At 42.9% G+C, this 15,546-nt stretch carries 14 protein-coding genes; 10 read left to right on the top strand and 4 right to left on the bottom strand.

The annotated features are described in order from the left end of the window. The first annotated feature begins 319 nt into the window (after positions 1-319). From RJ01_RS14165 to RJ01_RS14150, 5 genes are all read left to right on the top strand, one after another. On the top strand, positions 320-1,684 hold the full coding sequence (locus RJ01_RS14165; RefSeq protein WP_034171560.1) for an MFS transporter: 1,365 nt from the start codon (positions 320-322) through the stop codon (positions 1,682-1,684). A 367-nt stretch (positions 1,685-2,051) separates the two neighbouring features. Further along, a complete protein-coding gene (locus tag RJ01_RS14160; protein ID WP_005233155.1) occupies positions 2,052-3,401 on the top strand; it encodes an aromatic acid/H+ symport family MFS transporter in 1,350 nt (449 codons plus the stop codon). A 103-nt stretch (positions 3,402-3,504) separates the two neighbouring features. Further along, positions 3,505-3,852, top strand: coding sequence for a DUF4145 domain-containing protein (locus tag RJ01_RS16645; protein ID WP_005233156.1), 348 nt, complete (start codon positions 3,505-3,507; stop codon positions 3,850-3,852). A gap of 82 nt (positions 3,853-3,934) precedes the next feature. Further along, complete coding sequence (locus RJ01_RS16640) at positions 3,935-4,081, top strand: hypothetical protein (RefSeq protein WP_227504443.1); 147 nt, start codon at positions 3,935-3,937, stop codon at positions 4,079-4,081. Between the two features lie 84 nt (positions 4,082-4,165). Continuing rightward, complete coding sequence (locus RJ01_RS14150) at positions 4,166-4,489, top strand: ankyrin repeat domain-containing protein (protein WP_005233160.1); 324 nt, start codon at positions 4,166-4,168, stop codon at positions 4,487-4,489. Between the two features lie 59 nt (positions 4,490-4,548). Here RJ01_RS14150 and RJ01_RS14145 read toward each other — a convergent pair whose 3' ends face one another. Beyond that, the gene (locus tag RJ01_RS14145) at positions 4,549-5,100 is read right to left on the bottom strand and encodes a type 1 glutamine amidotransferase domain-containing protein (RefSeq protein WP_004780385.1); all 552 of its coding nucleotides are present in this window, start codon (positions 5,098-5,100) and stop codon (positions 4,549-4,551) included. 350 nt (positions 5,101-5,450) lie between these two features. After that, the gene (locus RJ01_RS14140) at positions 5,451-6,143 is read right to left on the bottom strand and encodes a TIGR04219 family outer membrane beta-barrel protein (RefSeq protein WP_034171559.1); all 693 of its coding nucleotides are present in this window, start codon (positions 6,141-6,143) and stop codon (positions 5,451-5,453) included. A gap of 130 nt (positions 6,144-6,273) precedes the next feature. Here RJ01_RS14140 and RJ01_RS14135 point away from each other — a divergent pair, with 130 nt between their 5' ends. From RJ01_RS14135 to zupT, 4 genes are all read left to right on the top strand, one after another. After that, on the top strand, positions 6,274-7,722 hold the full coding sequence (locus RJ01_RS14135) for an aldehyde dehydrogenase family protein (RefSeq protein WP_034171558.1): 1,449 nt from the start codon (positions 6,274-6,276) through the stop codon (positions 7,720-7,722). Between the two features lie 593 nt (positions 7,723-8,315). Beyond that, positions 8,316-9,791, top strand: coding sequence for a sodium-dependent transporter (locus RJ01_RS14130; RefSeq protein ID WP_034171557.1), 1,476 nt, complete (start codon positions 8,316-8,318; stop codon positions 9,789-9,791). 10 nt (positions 9,792-9,801) lie between these two features. Next, entirely contained in the window at positions 9,802-9,912 is a 111-nt protein-coding gene (locus tag RJ01_RS15950; protein ID WP_081402679.1) for a methionine/alanine import family NSS transporter small subunit, read from the top strand. Positions 9,913-9,995: 83 nt separating this feature from the next. After that, entirely contained in the window at positions 9,996-10,811 is an 816-nt protein-coding gene (gene zupT / locus RJ01_RS14125) for a zinc transporter ZupT (protein WP_034171556.1), read from the top strand. Between the two features lie 62 nt (positions 10,812-10,873). On the opposite strand, the gene rsmB is transcribed toward zupT, so the two are convergent. Then, complete coding sequence (gene rsmB, locus RJ01_RS14120; protein ID WP_034171555.1) at positions 10,874-12,178, bottom strand: 16S rRNA (cytosine(967)-C(5))-methyltransferase RsmB; 1,305 nt, start codon at positions 12,176-12,178, stop codon at positions 10,874-10,876. Continuing rightward, entirely contained in the window at positions 12,175-13,137 is a 963-nt protein-coding gene (gene fmt / locus RJ01_RS14115; protein ID WP_034171554.1) for a methionyl-tRNA formyltransferase, read from the bottom strand. The genes rsmB and fmt overlap by 4 nt, the downstream gene beginning before the upstream one ends. A gap of 407 nt (positions 13,138-13,544) precedes the next feature. Here fmt and ilvD point away from each other — a divergent pair, with 407 nt between their 5' ends. Then, positions 13,545-15,374 (top strand): dihydroxy-acid dehydratase, encoded by a 1,830-nt coding sequence (gene ilvD / locus RJ01_RS14110; protein WP_081402678.1) that lies wholly within the window; start codon positions 13,545-13,547, stop codon positions 15,372-15,374. Positions 15,375-15,546: the final 172 nt, after the last annotated feature.

Raw genomic sequence — 15,546 nt, 5'->3', positions numbered from 1 at the left:
AAGCCCTCTGCTCACGCAGGGGGCTTTTTTTTATGCGTGGGGTTTCTAGAAAAACAAGTAAATAACCTCCTAATTGTACCTAGATAATAAAAATATAAATAACGTGAAAAGTATAATTAATTAACTTCGCCTTATTTTCTCATTGGTCTGTCTAAAAATTATTCAATTTACGACTTTAGCCTAAATTTTATTAAAAACATCTAACTTGGTAAGTTTTGCAGTAGACAAGGTTTAAAGAATCATCCATTTTATATACAAAAGTGAATGAACGTTCATTTTTTAATAGAATAAAAAAGCTCACAATTGGAGGTGAGAAAAAATGACAGCAACAACAGTGAATGTGAATGCTGTAGTGGATGAAGCAAAGTTTAAACCTTTTCATTTAAAGATCGTACTTTGGTGCGTATTTGTCGTTATTTTTGACGGTTATGATCTGGCAATCAACGGTGTTGCTTTACCTCTACTGATGCAAGAATGGAATATGACGGCAGTTCAGGCCGGAATGCTTGCGAGTACTGCTCTGGCGGGCATGATGTTTGGTGCCATGCTCTTCGGTATGCTGGCAGATAAAATTGGACGAAAAAATGTCATCCTGATTTGTGTGACCTTATTCAGTGGATTTACGTTCTGGGGCGGGTTTGCCTCTGGTCCGACTGAATTTGGCATCCTGCGTTTTATTGCCGGCTTAGGTATTGGCGGTGTTTTACCGAATCTGGTCGCATTAACTTCTGAATATGCACCACAAAAAATGCGCAGTACCTTAGTCACTACCATGTTTAGTGGCTATGCAGTCGGCGGGATTATGGCGGCGTTATTAGGTGCCTGGTTTACCCCAAGTTTTGGTTGGGAAATCATGTTCTATATCGCAGGTATTCCATTATTGATGCTGCCTATACTGTATTTGTATTTACCGGAATCTCTAACTTTCCTAGTAAAAAAACAGCAAAATGAAAAGGCTAGCAAAATTGTTCAACAGATCAGCCCTGAGCAAAATGTCACTGCAAGTACCCAGTTTGTACTGAATGAAGTCCATGCGCCAGATGCTTCAATTGCCGCTTTATTTAAGCAGGGTCGTAGCATGAGTACCTTATTATTCTGGTGCTGCTTCTTTATGTGTCTGCTTATGGTCTACGCATTGGGTAGCTGGTTACCGAAACTGATGATGGCAGCGGGTTATTCTCTGGGTAACAGTTTAATGTTCCTGATGGCGATGAATATTGGTGCAGTAGTTGGAACCATTGGTGGTGGTATTCTGGCGGATCGTTTCCATCTGAAACCCGTCATTATTGGCATGTTCCTGCTAGGTGCTGTATCCCTAGTTGGATTAGGCTTTAATTCTCCACAGGCTGTGATCTATCTGTTAGTCGCTGCTGCGGGTGCTTCGGCAATTGGTAGTAGTATTCTGCTCTATAGTTTCGTGGCTCAGTACTATCCATTGGCAATCCGCTCTACTGGTATTGGTTGCGCGTCTGCAGTTGGTCGGGTAGGGGCAATCGTTGGTCCAATTATTATTGGATTCCTGTTGGGTATGGAGCTGCCACATAAAATGAACTTCTTGGCTGTTGCGATTCCAGCCATTATCGGCGCGATTTCAGTGGCGATGATTGTACGTAAAGATCTGAATGCAGAACGGAATGCTGAGACCTTACTGGCGAAACAGAAGCTGAATTCTATTAAAACCTAGTCACTTTTTGCCAATCCACTTGCTATAAATCTGAATTGAGTCAAAAGATCCCTTTCATAAGAAAGGGATCTTTTGTTTAAAGTATAAAAATCATTCATAAAAAATTGAATAAATCAAAAAATCATTGGTCTATAGACTATTTATATAAGCATTTTAATGAGAATAATAAATGTCTAATTATTCAATTATTTAGCTTTATAAAAATGTGATAAATCACACAAATAGCCGCTATTTTATGGCTGAAATTGCTCCATCATTTGGTCTTATTGTGCACTAAATCTCACTTGCGTATATTGCTGAAACTTGAATATTCCCCCCGGATATTCAAAAGGATTTTATGGACAAGTACTCATGGGAGATGAGAACGATGACAACGGAAACAGTAGATATAAATTCTGTAGTCGATAATGCGAAATTTACGCCTTTTCACTTCAATGTAGTTGCTTGGTGTTTACTCATTATCTTGTTTGACGGCTACGATTTAGCAATCAATGGTGTTGTTTTACCTTTATTAATGCAGGACTGGGGCCTAAGTGCCGTTCAAGCGGGAATGCTTGCCAGTACTGCGCTTGCCGGCATGATGTTTGGCGCGATGATCTTTGGTTCTCTGGCAGATAAAATTGGCCGTAAAAAAGTGATCATGATCTGTATCGTGTTATTCAGTGGCCTGACCTTTGCTGGTGGTTTTGCTTCAAACCCGACTGAGTTCGGTATTTTACGCTTCCTTGCCGGTCTGGGTATTGGTGGTGTAATGCCAAACCTGGTGGCACTGACCTCTGAATATGCACCACAAAAAATGCGTAGTACCTTGGTGACGACCATGTTCAGTGGTTATGCGGTAGGTGGTGTGATGGCTGCCTTATTGGGTTCATGGTTTACCCCAAGTTTTGGTTGGCAAATCATGTTCTTTATCGCAGGTATTCCATTATTCTTATTACCAGTGATCTGGAAGTTCTTGCCGGAATCTTTAGCCTTTATTGTCAAAGACAACAAACAGGAAAAAGCACGTCAAATTGTACGTCGTTTGGCTCCAAATCTAAGTGTTACAGAAACGACCATCTTTAAACTGCCACAGGAAAATGTACCTGAAGCAGCAAACGTGGTGAGCCTGTTCCGTCGTGGCCGTGCAGTAAATACGTTATTGTTCTGGGTCGCTTTCTTCACTTGCCTACTAACCATGTATGCGCTGAGCAGCTGGTTACCGAAGCTGATGATGGCAGCGGGTTACTCAATGGATAACAGCCTGATGTTCATGATGGCAATGAACGTAGGTGCAGTGGTTGGTATTGTGGGCGGTGGTATTTTGGCTGACCGTTTCCACCTGAAACCGGTATTGATGTTCCTCGGTATGATGGGTGCGATTGTGATGAGCTCAATGGGCTTTGCATCTAACCAGTTCCTGCTTTACATTCTGGTGTTTCTGGCTGGTGCAGCATCAATTGGTTCGCAAATGTTGCTATACAGCTATGTTGCACAATTCTACCCGTTGGCAGTACGTTCGACAGGTATTGGCTGGTCATCTGCGATTGGTCGTATGGGTGCGATTGTTGGCCCGATCCTGATCGGTGGCTTACTGGGTATGAACCTGCCTGCACACTTTAACTTTATGGCAGTCGGTTTACCGGTACTGATTACAGCTATTGCGGTTGCTCTCATCATGCATGAAGATGAATCTGAAAAGATTGGTTCAGCAGATACCGTTCCTGCAAAAGCTTAAAACCTAGCTTGAAATAAGAAGCCCCCGAAAGGGGGCTTTTTTATTTACTGTTCATCTAAAGCAATTTAGATTAAAAAATTATGAGTTTAAAAGTTATTAAAAAATGGACTATCGCGAGCAATGGGAAAACTTTTTAAATCCTGAAGTATTTAAAGATCGACTAATTAATATTTCGATGTACATAACTATTTATGAAATGTTGAAAGATTCAATTATTAATCGACTCAAAGACTTTTATGCTATGACTTTAATTGGTGCTAAGGATTTAGAAGGAGAGGAAGAATATAGAACAAAAGTTTTATCAAGACATAAAAATCACCTCTACGCTTCTATTTCTTGGTTAATAGAGAATGGAGTCATTAATAAAGAAGATAAAGAAAATATTGAGGCCTTAAAAAGTTATAGAAACTATTTAGCACATGAAATGAGTAATATAGTTTTTCAATGGTGAAATAAAAGACCTTATGCAAAACTTTCTATGTACATATTAATTGATTCATAAAATTGAAAACTGGTGGATTATTAATTTTGAAATGGCAATCAATCCAGATTTTGCCGATGCTAATCTGGAAGATATTGATGTTAATAATATCGAGTCAGGAAAAAAACTAATGATTGATATGGCCTTGTCAGTACTTTCAGGAAGCGAAGAGCTATTAAAAAAATTCAAAAGTAATTAATCAAAGATTTATATATGATGAACTTTCATGATGTTGGCTGAGTAAAATCAACCATTTCATAATTAAAAAATCAGGTAAACAGTTATGACTATTAAATCATTCTCCCCAATCCCTGAAGATGATGACGAGCTGCATCTTCCTGAACTGGTGTATTGGGCATCTTTAGGTGATATTGAACAGGTCGAACAAGCCTTGCAGGAAGGTTTGGATGTCAACTCTGCCGATGAAGAAGGCTATAGTGCCTTACATGCGGCAGCTGAAAATGATCATCTGGAAGTAGTGAAACTCTTGGTCAGCAAAGGTGCAGATGTCGATCATCGCAGTACCTATACCGCTTTAGAACTGGCAGAAATGGCCGGTAATAAAGATGTAGTGGCTTATCTAAAAAGCCTGAAAGGCGGTATTTAAATAAAATAAGATCAAGAAAATAAAAAAGCCTTCAGATGGAGGCTTTTTATGGTTTGAACTTAGGCCGCATCGCCCTCCAGTTCTTTTAAGATAGCGTCATTGAAAGCAGGAATGTCATCCGGATTACGTGAAGTAATCAGTACCCAGTCGCCAGTATTGCAACGGTGAACCTGTTCATCGACCCATTTACCACCGGCATTTTCCAGATCCAGTTTGAGGCTCTTGTATGAAGTCAGGTTTTTATCCTTAATTCGCTGTGCATCAATCAGAACCCATGGCGCATGACAGATTGCGGCAATTGGTTTTTGCTGATCAGCAAAATGCTGCACGATTTTCTGGGCAGATTCATTAATTCTTAAAGTATCTGCATTCACAGTGCCACCAGGAACAACCAAGAGATCATAATCATCCAGTGTGACATGATCAAAACTGGTATCAGGCGTATATGAGGTAGCAGCTTTAGTATCGCCTTTTACAGTCGCCACCTCTTCATTTTTTTCTGCCGCATGAATCACTTCAAATCCTTTGGATTTTAGAAAATTTAAAGGCTCGACCAGTTCATCATGTTCAACGCCTTGGTTTGAAGTAATAAAGAGGACCTTTTTTACCATGATTGCTGTTCCCAAAAAATGTGAGGATTTTCAGATTAACAACAAAGTGATTCTTACAATGTTGGATTTTTAGCTCGGAACTGTTAAACAATGCTAAGAATTTATAGATAAAAAAAGCCCCAACATCCTGTTGGGGCTTTTTTCGTATCTCGTGTTTAGGTATAACTCCTGTCGTACCTCACGTCCTGGTGCACTGCTTTATTCTTCTTGTTTTTAGGTATTTGAACTTCCTGCTCTGTATGTTTATAGAATAGTCTGAACCTAAAAACTGGCATAGACGTCGATGACATCTATCTTTGTACGTTTGGGCTTACAGGGTGAAGACCAATTTTCATAAGTCATTATATTCCTTAGAAGTGTATATCTAAGCCGATATAAGGACCTTTAAATTCCAGTTCCAAATCTGGCGCATTATTTTGTTCGGCATCAATATTCATGATGCGATAGCCGACTTTAGCCCCTACATCGACCAGCAGGTTATCAATAAAGTCATATTGCAGTTCAGCCTGAACATCAGTCTTTTTGATATCGCTACCATGACTGTAAACCGCTTCAGCTTTAGCACTCATGCCAGTAAATGGCAGTTTTACCCCAGCTGTAGCATAGAGTAATGGACTGTATTCATCTAGATCGTACTGAGTCAGGGCACCTGCATTCAGATTTCTGACTGTACCATCCAGATTGGTCAGACCAGCACCGATATCAGCATGCACAATGGTATCCAGCAGTTCGTAATACAGAATATAGTCGATATTATTAAGTTCGATATCGGCAGCATTCAGCGGAGTGCTTTGTTCGCTATTGCTGTCCAGATTCACATATTTGATTTTGGCATTTGGCAGTAGTGGTACTGGATGTTCAAATGCAACCGACAGTTGTGCTGTACCTTGGCGATCCAGGTCCTGTTTGCCGGCATTGGCAGACTGGCTATAACCGTCAAAATTCCAGTAGCTGGCATCTGCTTTAAGACCAATCACATCCGCATGGCCTATGCTGCTCAGTCCTAATCCTAGTAATAATGCAGTGAATAATTGTGTACGCATTTCTAATTTTCCTTACGCTTTCTTTAAATTGAGCGATTTTGTTACCTAAATACATCTTCTTAAACGTAATCAGTAAGTGCATGATATAGGTAATTTCTAAAATGTATATGCTAATGTGAAGGGCAGAATAATGGGATCAACAGCAGCACAATATCATCAAGACTATCCATTATATGTGGCAGGACAGCCGGTACAAACGGGTGAATGGCTGGAGGTCAAACATAAATATAGTCAGGAGCTTTATGCTCGTGTCGCGCTGGCAGATGCTGAAACTTTAGAAAAGGCGATTCAGTCTGCGACTCAGGCAGAAGCAGAAATGGCAGCATTGGAACCTTTCCAGAAACAGAAAATTCTGCTGCATTGTGTGAAGCGGTTTAATGAAATCCGTGAAGAACTGACTGAAATCCTGATTGCGGAAGGTGGCAAGCCACGTAAAGCAGCCGGTGCAGAAGTAGAGCGTCTGATCAATACTTTCCAGATTGCGGCAGATGCGGTCACCCAGATGGATCAGGGCCGTATTTTGCCTCTGGCAGTCACCGCTGCAGCTTCAGGTTATCAGGGCATGGTGAAACAGGTACCGATTGGCGCTGTTTCCCTGATTAGTCCGTTTAACTTTCCATTAAATCTGACCGCACATAAAATTGCACCGGCAATTGCTGCAGGTTGTCCATTCGTGTTGAAACCGGCGAGTCTGACTCCGGTTTCAGCCTTAAAAATTGCCGAGATTCTGGCAGAAACTGATTTACCGAAGAATGCCTTCTCAGTTCTGCCTTGTCCACGTGATCTGGCGGATGTACTGGTCACAGATGACCGTTTTAAATTGTTGAGCTTTACCGGTTCCGATGTCGTGGGCTGGGATATGAAAGCTCGTGCCGGCCGCAAAAAAGTCACACTGGAACTCGGTGGCAATGCCGCAGTGATGATTGAGCCAGATACTGAACTCAGTGAACAGCTGATTGACCGTCTGATTGATGGCGCTTATGGTCATGCAGGGCAGGTGTGTATCAGTGTGCAACGTATTCTGGTGCATCAGGATATTTTTGAAGAGCTGAAAGACAAGCTGGTTCAGAAACTGCAACATCTGAAAGCCGGTGATCCGGATCTGGAAACGACTTTGCTGGGGCCAATGATCAAGGAAGCTGAAGCTAAACGTTTGCATCGCTGGATGGAAGATGCCGTAGCGCAAGGTGCCCATGTACTGACTGGTGGTGAAGTGAAGGGTGCGATGTTTGAACCAATTCTGTTGGAAAAGGTAGATCATCAACTGGAAATTTACCGTAATGAAGTTTTCGGTCCAGTCGCCATTATTGAAGCTTATAGCGATTTTGAATCAGGAGTTGCCTGTATTAATAGCAGTCGTTTTGGTCTGCAAGCCGGCATCTATACCCAGAATCTACAGAAGATGATGTATGCCTGGGAGCATCTGCATGTGGGTGGTGTCATCATTAATGATATTCCGTCATTCCGTGTCGATAATATGCCTTATGGCGGTGTCAAAGATTCCGGTCTGGGTCGTGAAGGCATTCAGTCTGCGATTCGTGACATGCAGGAAGAACGTATGCTTGTCATCAAATGTTAAGCTGACCGAATCAATCAGTACTATTCCACAATCGGCATAAGGAAGGCCGGTTGTGGATTTTTACTTTTTATTGCTCAAAAAGACAGCAGGCTAGGCAGAAAAGATAGGCTGAATAAATTAAGACACAGCTCTGTTTTTATTCAGAAGAAAATAAGCGAAGAAGGTATAAAAATACTTTTTCAATCTCTATTTAATACTTAATGAGTTAAGAGCGAAAAATTGCTTGAAAACTGTAGTAAAACTTAAAAACAATATATTCCAAAAAGTTTGTATACATATAACTAATAAAATCAAGAGCTCAGCGTAGAATTATTGAGCATTTGATAAGAATAGATTATAAAAAAAGAATGTTTTAAGCAGAAATTACAGAAAAAATTTGAAAAAGTCAGTATTGTTGAACCATCTACAAGGTCGGCCTTCTGCTCAGACTTTAAGCAAGCTGTCCGGCTAGCTGACCTGTTTGTATATTAGAATTCGATGCCCAAAAGGTATAACTCTAATTCAAACACCCGAAATAATTGAAATGCTTCTTCAGTGCTCGCGACAAAACCATAACAAGCAGTATTGAATGAAGTTTAAAGTTTAGGTGTTCTATGACAGATACTCGAGAGAATTGGTCGGCACGATCAGGATTTATTATTGCAGCCATTGGCTCTGCCGTTGGTTTGGGGAATATTTGGCGCTTTCCATACGTTGCCTATGAAAACGGCGGCGGGGCATTCCTGATTCCTTATCTGATTGCGATTTTTGCAGCAGGTTTACCTCTATTATTTTTAGATTATGCAGTCGGACATAAGTTCCGCAAAGCACCACCGATGGCTTATAAAAAACTCATGAATGCAGAATCTCTGGGTTGGTGGCAGGTCATGGTGACCCTGATCATCGGGATTTATTATGCCAGCGTCCTGTCTTGGGCCGGCAGCTATATGATTTATTCCTTTGGGCAGCAATGGGGCACAGATACTCAAGCCTTTTTCTTCAATAGCTACCTGCAAAATGGTGAGGGCCTGACCTTCGGTTTTGTTCCGGTACTGTTTTTTGGCCTGGTAGTCGTTTGGGCAGCGGTGATGCTGATCCTTTACGGTGGAGTACGTCGTGGGGTGGAACTGGCGAATAAAATCTTTATGCCATTGCTGGTGATTTTATTCACGATCCTGGTGATTCAGGCAGTACGTTTACCTGGTGCAGTTGATGGCTTAAATGCCTTCTTTACTCCGAACTGGGAAGCCATGACCAATTATAAAGTCTGGCTGGCAGCTTTTGGTCACATCTTCTTCTCACTTTCGGTGGGTTTCGGGATTATGTTGACCTATGCATCTTACTTGAAACGTAAAACCAACCTGACCGGTTCAGGTATCGTAGTGGCATTGGCCAACTCGTCTTTTGAAATTTTGGCGGGTATTGGTGTTTTTGCAGCACTTGGTTTTATGGCGTTCAGTTCAGGTGCAAAGGTTGAAGATGTAGTCTCTGGTGGTATCGGTCTGGCCTTTATTGCCTTCCCGAAAATCATTTCCAGCTTAGGTGCAGGTGGTGATCTGTTTGGCTTCCTGTTCTTTGGTTCATTGACTGTAGCCGGTATTACTTCCATGGTGAGTATCCTGCAGGTGCCAATTGCGGCATTCCAAGACAAGCTGGGCTGGTCAAAGAACAAGTCAGTGACGATTATTGCGGGTGGTTCAGCAGTTGTATCCACCTTGATGTTCTCGACTCATAGTGCCATTACCTTTGTCGATATCATTGACTACTTCGCTAACAACATTGGTATTGTGGGTGGTGGACTGTTCTCGATTATTTTATTGTCCTGGTTCCGTCGTCCATTGATGAAACAGCTGGAAACACATGTGAACGAGTTTGCCAGTCTGAAACTGGGTGGCAGCTGGAAATTCATGCTGACTGTGATCACGCCCTTATCTTTATTATCGGCATTAGGTTTAACCCTGAAATCAATCATGGCAGAAGGTTATGGTGACTATCCTGCAAGTACACTATGGATGATTGGTGGGGGCACGATTGCATTCTTTATTCTGGGCGCCATTCTGTTCAGCCTAGTTAAAGATCGTCATAGTTAGGAGAACGAATATGAATACATCTGCATTAATTATGATGATTTTCTCCATGGTTTTATTATGGGGTGGTCTGGCACTATCTGTCATGCATCTGGCAAAAAATCCAGAAGAACCAGAAGACTAAAAATCTTCACATAAACACATTGTTGCTGTAAATGAAAGTCATTATCATCTTTGGTGATAATGACTTTTTTTATGGGCAGACTTATGGGAATTGCTCCCGTTACTGATGCGCAGGTCTATACTGCTTTTGCAGTGACATTTTTGGCAGGTCTGGCTACCTTGGTGGGTGGGGGATTGGTGCTGTTCTTAAAAAAACCGAATTACCAGGTTTTAGCCTTCGGACTGGCCTTTGCTGCGGGAGCAATGATCTATGTCTCACTCACAGAAATTTTAAATAAATCTATTAGTTCTTTTAGCCTGGCCTTTGATGAAAAATCCGGTTTTGCTTATGGCACCTTTGCTTTTTTATTGGGTGTGGTACTGGTTTTACTATTGGATCGATTCGTTCCTAATCCGCATGAAACCATTGAGGCACAATCGAAACAGGATCTGAGTCAGCCGCAACTGCTAAGAACCGGCCTGCTGACCTTATTCGCGATTAGTGCACATAACCTGCCAGAAGGATTGGCGACTTTTTTTGCGACGCTGGAAAGTCCTGCACTGGGTGCACCTTTGGCGGTTGCCATTGCAATTCATAATATCCCTGAAGGTGTCGCAATTGCATTACCAGTTTATGGTGCAACAGGCCGTAAAGACTATGCACTTGTGGCCAGTCTGGTTTCAGGTCTTGCTGAACCTCTGGGCGCTGCGCTGGGCTATTTCATTCTGGCACCATATATGAGCCATACTATTTATGGTATGGTGTTTGGGATCATTGGTGGGGTGATGGTTTATCTGGCACTAGACGAACTCTTGCCGACTGCAAAACATTTTTCTAAAGGTCATGAAACCGTGTATGGTCTGGTCAGTGGAATGGCGGCACTGGCGACCAGTCTAGTGATTTTTAAATTTGTACAATAATAATCTCAAATCAAGACAATAAAAAAGGCAGCCGAAGCTACCTTTTATTTTAGCAATATCATTTAAGCAGTCTTTTCAATCCGGCAATAGAAAAAGCCATCGCCTTGACCGGTTTTAGGTAGCAGCTGACGACCATGGATCTGTTCAATGCCCCAATCGGCCTCAATTTTAATTTCTTTAGCCTCGGGATGTTTGCTAAAGAATTCGACCATCTGCTGTTCATTTTCTGCTTTGAGAATTGAACAGGTGATATAGAGCAGGGTACCACCGACTTTGAGTTGCTGCCACATATTTTCCAGAATCTGCTTTTGCAGCTCTACCGTCTGGGTGATATCAGTTGAATGACGCAGTAAACGAATATCTGGATGGCGACGCATTACACCGATGGCTGAACATGGCGCATCCAGCACGATACAGTCCGGCTGTTCCGGTGCCTGCCAGGTAATGGCATCTACAGCCTTAATTTCAACATGATCGCTTTCTAGTAACAGACGTTCAAGATTTTCAGTGACACGTGTTAAACGCTTGGCATCCTGATCCAGTGCAATCAGTTTACGCGGCTGATATTTTTCTAGAATATGCGCCGTTTTACCACCCGGTGCTGCACAGGCATCAATAACATACTTGTCATCCAGATTTGGCAATAAGGTAGCGCAGAGCTGGGCATGTTCATCCTGTACCGAAAAACCACCGATATCAAAACCAGGTAAATCAGGTACTTGTACATTGGCATCGAGAATAATCCCGACCTTGGAAATCGTACAGGCGTGGGCAGGAATTTCGTGCTCTTCCAGAATTTCCAAATAGTCCTCGCGGCTAACCTGACGTTCATTTACGCGCAAGGTCAGTGGAGCAATCTGCTTTAACTCATGACTTAGTTCAGTGAGCTGTTCTGTCCAGTCTTTTTTCAGGCGTTTAAAGAGCCAACTTGGCAGGCCATGAGCCTGATCCAGTACTGCCTGAAATTCCGATGTTTCACGTGAAACACGGCGCAGGATGGCATTCACTACGCCACTTAAAGCCTGATAGCCGAGTTGCTTTACGGCAGTCACGGTTTCAGAAATGGCAGCGTGTGGCGCGATTCGGGTTTCCAGTAACTGGTATAGGCCGACATAGAGACAGGTTTCGACCGTGTCATTATTTAAAGGCTTCACTAGCAGAGGCAAGGTAATACTTTTAAGTGCATACCATTGACGTAAAGTACCCAACACCAGTTCATGGAACAGGGCACGGTCACGGTCAGCCACTTTCTTTAAATGCAGCGGCAAAATGCTAGCCAGAGATTGTCCTTGCTGTACAGCAAGTAAGGTACGAATCACTTGGGCACGCAAGTTAAGGTGAGATGTGCCTGATTCAGAATGACTCATGGCAATAATTGTCCTACATGTAATTTTTGGGTCTGGTTAATTTGTACCGGATTGAGCGGTTTGCCGCCCGGCCATTGCAGTGAAGTGAGACACACTGCTTTTTCATCACCACAGGCTACATGCACACCCTGTTTATCAATCGCCAGAATCGTGCCAACGGCATGACAGTGTGCATTTTTTTCTGAGAGTACCGAACCCCAAACCCGCAGGTTGTTATTTTCATCCAGAGGGATAAAAGCCACCGGCCAAGGATTAAAGGCACGGATATTACGGTCAATATTAGAGGCAGTACAGCTCCAGTCAATTCGGGCTTCTGCTTTAGATAGCTTATGAGCATAGACGGTAAGTTCTTCGTCCTGCACTTCCCGTGCGGCTAAATACTGTTGTAATTTTTCTTCAGATTCCAGTACCGCTACAATTGCTTCCGCACCTTGAGCAGCCAGTTTATCGTGCAGGCTGGCTGAAGTATCTTCTGCAGTGATAGGACATAAGGTTTTATACATCATGTCACCGGTATCCAGCCCGGCAGCCATTTTCATGATGGTCACGCCAGTTTCGTGATCACCCGTTGCAATTGCACGTTGGATCGGCGCAGCACCGCGCCAGCGTGGCAGCAGTGAACCATGAATATTCAGGCAACCATATTTAGGCGTATCCAGAACCACTTGTGGCAAAATCAGACCATAGGCAGCTACGACCATCACATCAGCATTCAAGGCTTTTAACTCAGCCTGAGCAGCAAGACCTTCTTCAGTTGAAGACTTGAAATGAAGTGGCTGATATACCGGAATGTCATGTTCAAGCGCCAGCTGTTTCACAGCAGAAGCGGTAAGTTTCTGACCACGACCGGCTTTACGGTCCGGCTGAGTATAGACCGCCACAATTTCATGATCGGTTTTGAGAAGCGCAGCCAATGCAGTTGCTGCAAATTCTGGTGTGCCTGCAAATATGATTTTCACACATGAAATTCCAAATAAACTTGGCAGCTATTATAAGCTAAAAGCCAAATGGCCGCCTAATCTACAATGCACTTAACTGTTACAGCGATTATAGATTCCCACTTTTAATTAAATTTTATATAAAAAAAACTCATGCAAATTCTAAAAATTATTCATGAAAGTTTTGTATTGTCCAATCCATGATGGCGGTATAGTAGCTTTATTAAGAGATTTTTATTGTCAGCTCACCGAGACCTCTCTATAGACATTTTTGTCTGCATCTACAACGAATAGGTCATCTTGTAAAACAATGGCTTGTAGTATGATAGGTCTAACATTTGACTGATTTAAGCTCATTGTCAGTATGATCTAGCCAGAGTGAACTTTTTTCGGTTCATTTCAAGCTCAAACTTTGTTGGAAATATAAAATGCCTGACTATCGTTCAAAAACATCGACACACGGAAGAAACATGGCGGGTGCGCGTGGCTTATGGCGCGCAACTGGGATGAAGGATGAAGACTTCGGTAAACCGATTATTGCCGTGGTGAACTCATTCACCCAGTTTGTACCGGGTCATGTTCACCTTAAAGATCTAGGCCAGCTCGTGGCACGTCAGATTGAACAGGCAGGCGGTGTAGCAAAAGAATTCAATACCATTGCTGTAGATGACGGCATCGCGATGGGTCATGATGGTATGTTGTATTCACTGCCTTCACGTGACCTGATTGCTGACTCGGTAGAATATATGGTCAGCGCACACTGTGCCGATGCCATGGTGTGTATCTCGAACTGTGACAAGATCACTCCGGGGATGCTGATGGCAGCAATGCGTCTGAACATTCCAGTGGTCTTCGTGTCTGGCGGTCCAATGGAAGCGGGTAAAGTAAAAATCCGTGGTAATGACAAAGCCATCGACCTGATCGATGCGATGATCGTCGCTGCAGATGATAACTATACTGACGAAGAAGTTGCTGAATATGAACGTTCTGCATGCCCAACCTGTGGTTCATGTTCAGGAATGTTCACTGCGAACTCAATGAACTGCTTGACTGAAGCATTGGGTCTGTCACTTCCAGGTAACGGTTCAACTTTGGCAACTCATGCGAACCGTAAAAAACTGTTCGAACGTGCAGGTTCTCTCATTGTTGAACTGGCAAAACGCCATTATGAACAGGACGATTACAGCGTATTGCCACGTTCAATGGTGACCAAAGCATCGTACGAAAATGCCATGACTTTGGACATCGCAATGGGCGGTTCAACCAATACTGTTCTGCATTTATTGGCTGCTGCAAACGAAGCGGGTGTGGACTTCACCATGGATGACATCGACCGTCTGTCTCGTAAAGTACCAGTGCTTTGTAAAGTTGCTCCTGCGAAGAATGACGTGCATATGGAAGATGTACACCGTGCCGGCGGTATTATGTCGATTCTCGGCGAACTGGATCGTGCAGGCCTGTTAGATACCTCTGTCGGTACAGTTCACGAAGCAACATTAAAAGATGCTTTGGACAAGTGGGACATCATCCGTACTGAAGATGAAGAAGTGTATAAATTCTTTAAATCAGCACCAGGTGGTGTACCGACTCAGACTGCATTCTCACAAGATCGTTACTACTCACGTCTGGACGGCGACCGTGAAAATGGTGTGATCCGTAATGCAGAACATGCCTTCTCTAAAGACGGTGGTCTGGCTGTGCTTTATGGTAATATCGCACTCGATGGCTGTATCGTAAAAACGGCTGGTGTAGATGAATCGATCCTGAAATTTAATGGGACTGCACGTGTATTTGAAAGCCAGGATTCTGCTGTAGATGCGATTCTGGGTGGCAAAATCACAGCAGGTGATGTAGTCGTCATTCGTTACGAAGGTCCACGTGGTGGCCCTGGTATGCAGGAAATGCTATACCCAACCAGCTACCTGAAATCAAAAGGTCTCGGTAAAGAGTGTGCACTTCTGACTGATGGTCGTTTCTCTGGTGGTTCTTCAGGCCTGTCGATTGGTCACGTTTCTCCAGAAGCTGCTGAAGGTGGTGCGATTGGTCTGGTTGAAGATGGCGACCGTATCGAAATCGATATTCCAAACCGTACCATTCACCTAGCTGTGGATGATGCGACTATGGCCGCTCGTCGTGCAGCACAGGATGAAAAAGGATGGCATCCAGTGGAAGACCGTCCACGTAAGATTTCTAAAGCATTAAAGGCCTATGCAATGCATACCACAAGCGCTGCAAAAGGTGCAGTTCGTGAAATCTAAGCTGTAAATCTTTATAGCGCAAAAAAGCACTCCAGAGGGGTGCTTTTTTTATTTTTGATAATTGCACTACCTCAAATAACTGAATCAGATACACAGAGTCTTACTTTTATCTAAAGATCGCTTTCTATACAATCAAATAAAACCTAGACAGCTTTTAGGCTTCACAAGAATT

It is taken from the genome of Acinetobacter sp. YZS-X1-1, assembly GCF_000804305.1.
GTDB classification, from domain to species: domain Bacteria; phylum Pseudomonadota; class Gammaproteobacteria; order Pseudomonadales; family Moraxellaceae; genus Acinetobacter; species Acinetobacter variabilis.
Note: the sequence above shows the minus strand (reverse complement) of the source record. Positions and strands in the feature narration are given on the sequence as shown.

What these genes read in the sequence shown, in the direction of transcription:
- ilvD (WP_081402678.1), top strand. Translation starts at nt 13,545, where the DNA reads ATGCCTGACTATCGTTCAAAAACATCGACACACGGAAGAAACATGGCG.
- zupT (WP_034171556.1), top strand. Translation starts at nt 9,996, where the DNA reads ATGGGAATTGCTCCCGTTACTGATGCGCAGGTCTATACTGCTTTTGCA.
- RJ01_RS14140 (WP_034171559.1), bottom strand. Translation starts at nt 6,143, where the DNA reads ATGCGTACACAATTATTCACTGCATTATTACTAGGATTAGGACTGAGC.
- rsmB (WP_034171555.1), bottom strand. Translation starts at nt 12,178, where the DNA reads ATGAGTCATTCTGAATCAGGCACATCTCACCTTAACTTGCGTGCCCAA.
- RJ01_RS14165 (WP_034171560.1), top strand. Translation starts at nt 320, where the DNA reads ATGACAGCAACAACAGTGAATGTGAATGCTGTAGTGGATGAAGCAAAG.
- RJ01_RS14135 (WP_034171558.1), top strand. Translation starts at nt 6,274, where the DNA reads ATGGGATCAACAGCAGCACAATATCATCAAGACTATCCATTATATGTG.
- RJ01_RS15950 (WP_081402679.1), top strand. Translation starts at nt 9,802, where the DNA reads ATGAATACATCTGCATTAATTATGATGATTTTCTCCATGGTTTTATTA.
- RJ01_RS16640 (WP_227504443.1), top strand. Translation starts at nt 3,935, where the DNA reads ATGGCAATCAATCCAGATTTTGCCGATGCTAATCTGGAAGATATTGAT.
- RJ01_RS14130 (WP_034171557.1), top strand. Translation starts at nt 8,316, where the DNA reads ATGACAGATACTCGAGAGAATTGGTCGGCACGATCAGGATTTATTATT.
- RJ01_RS14160 (WP_005233155.1), top strand. Translation starts at nt 2,052, where the DNA reads ATGACAACGGAAACAGTAGATATAAATTCTGTAGTCGATAATGCGAAA.
- RJ01_RS14145 (WP_004780385.1), bottom strand. Translation starts at nt 5,100, where the DNA reads ATGGTAAAAAAGGTCCTCTTTATTACTTCAAACCAAGGCGTTGAACAT.
- RJ01_RS16645 (WP_005233156.1), top strand. Translation starts at nt 3,505, where the DNA reads ATGGACTATCGCGAGCAATGGGAAAACTTTTTAAATCCTGAAGTATTT.
- RJ01_RS14150 (WP_005233160.1), top strand. Translation starts at nt 4,166, where the DNA reads ATGACTATTAAATCATTCTCCCCAATCCCTGAAGATGATGACGAGCTG.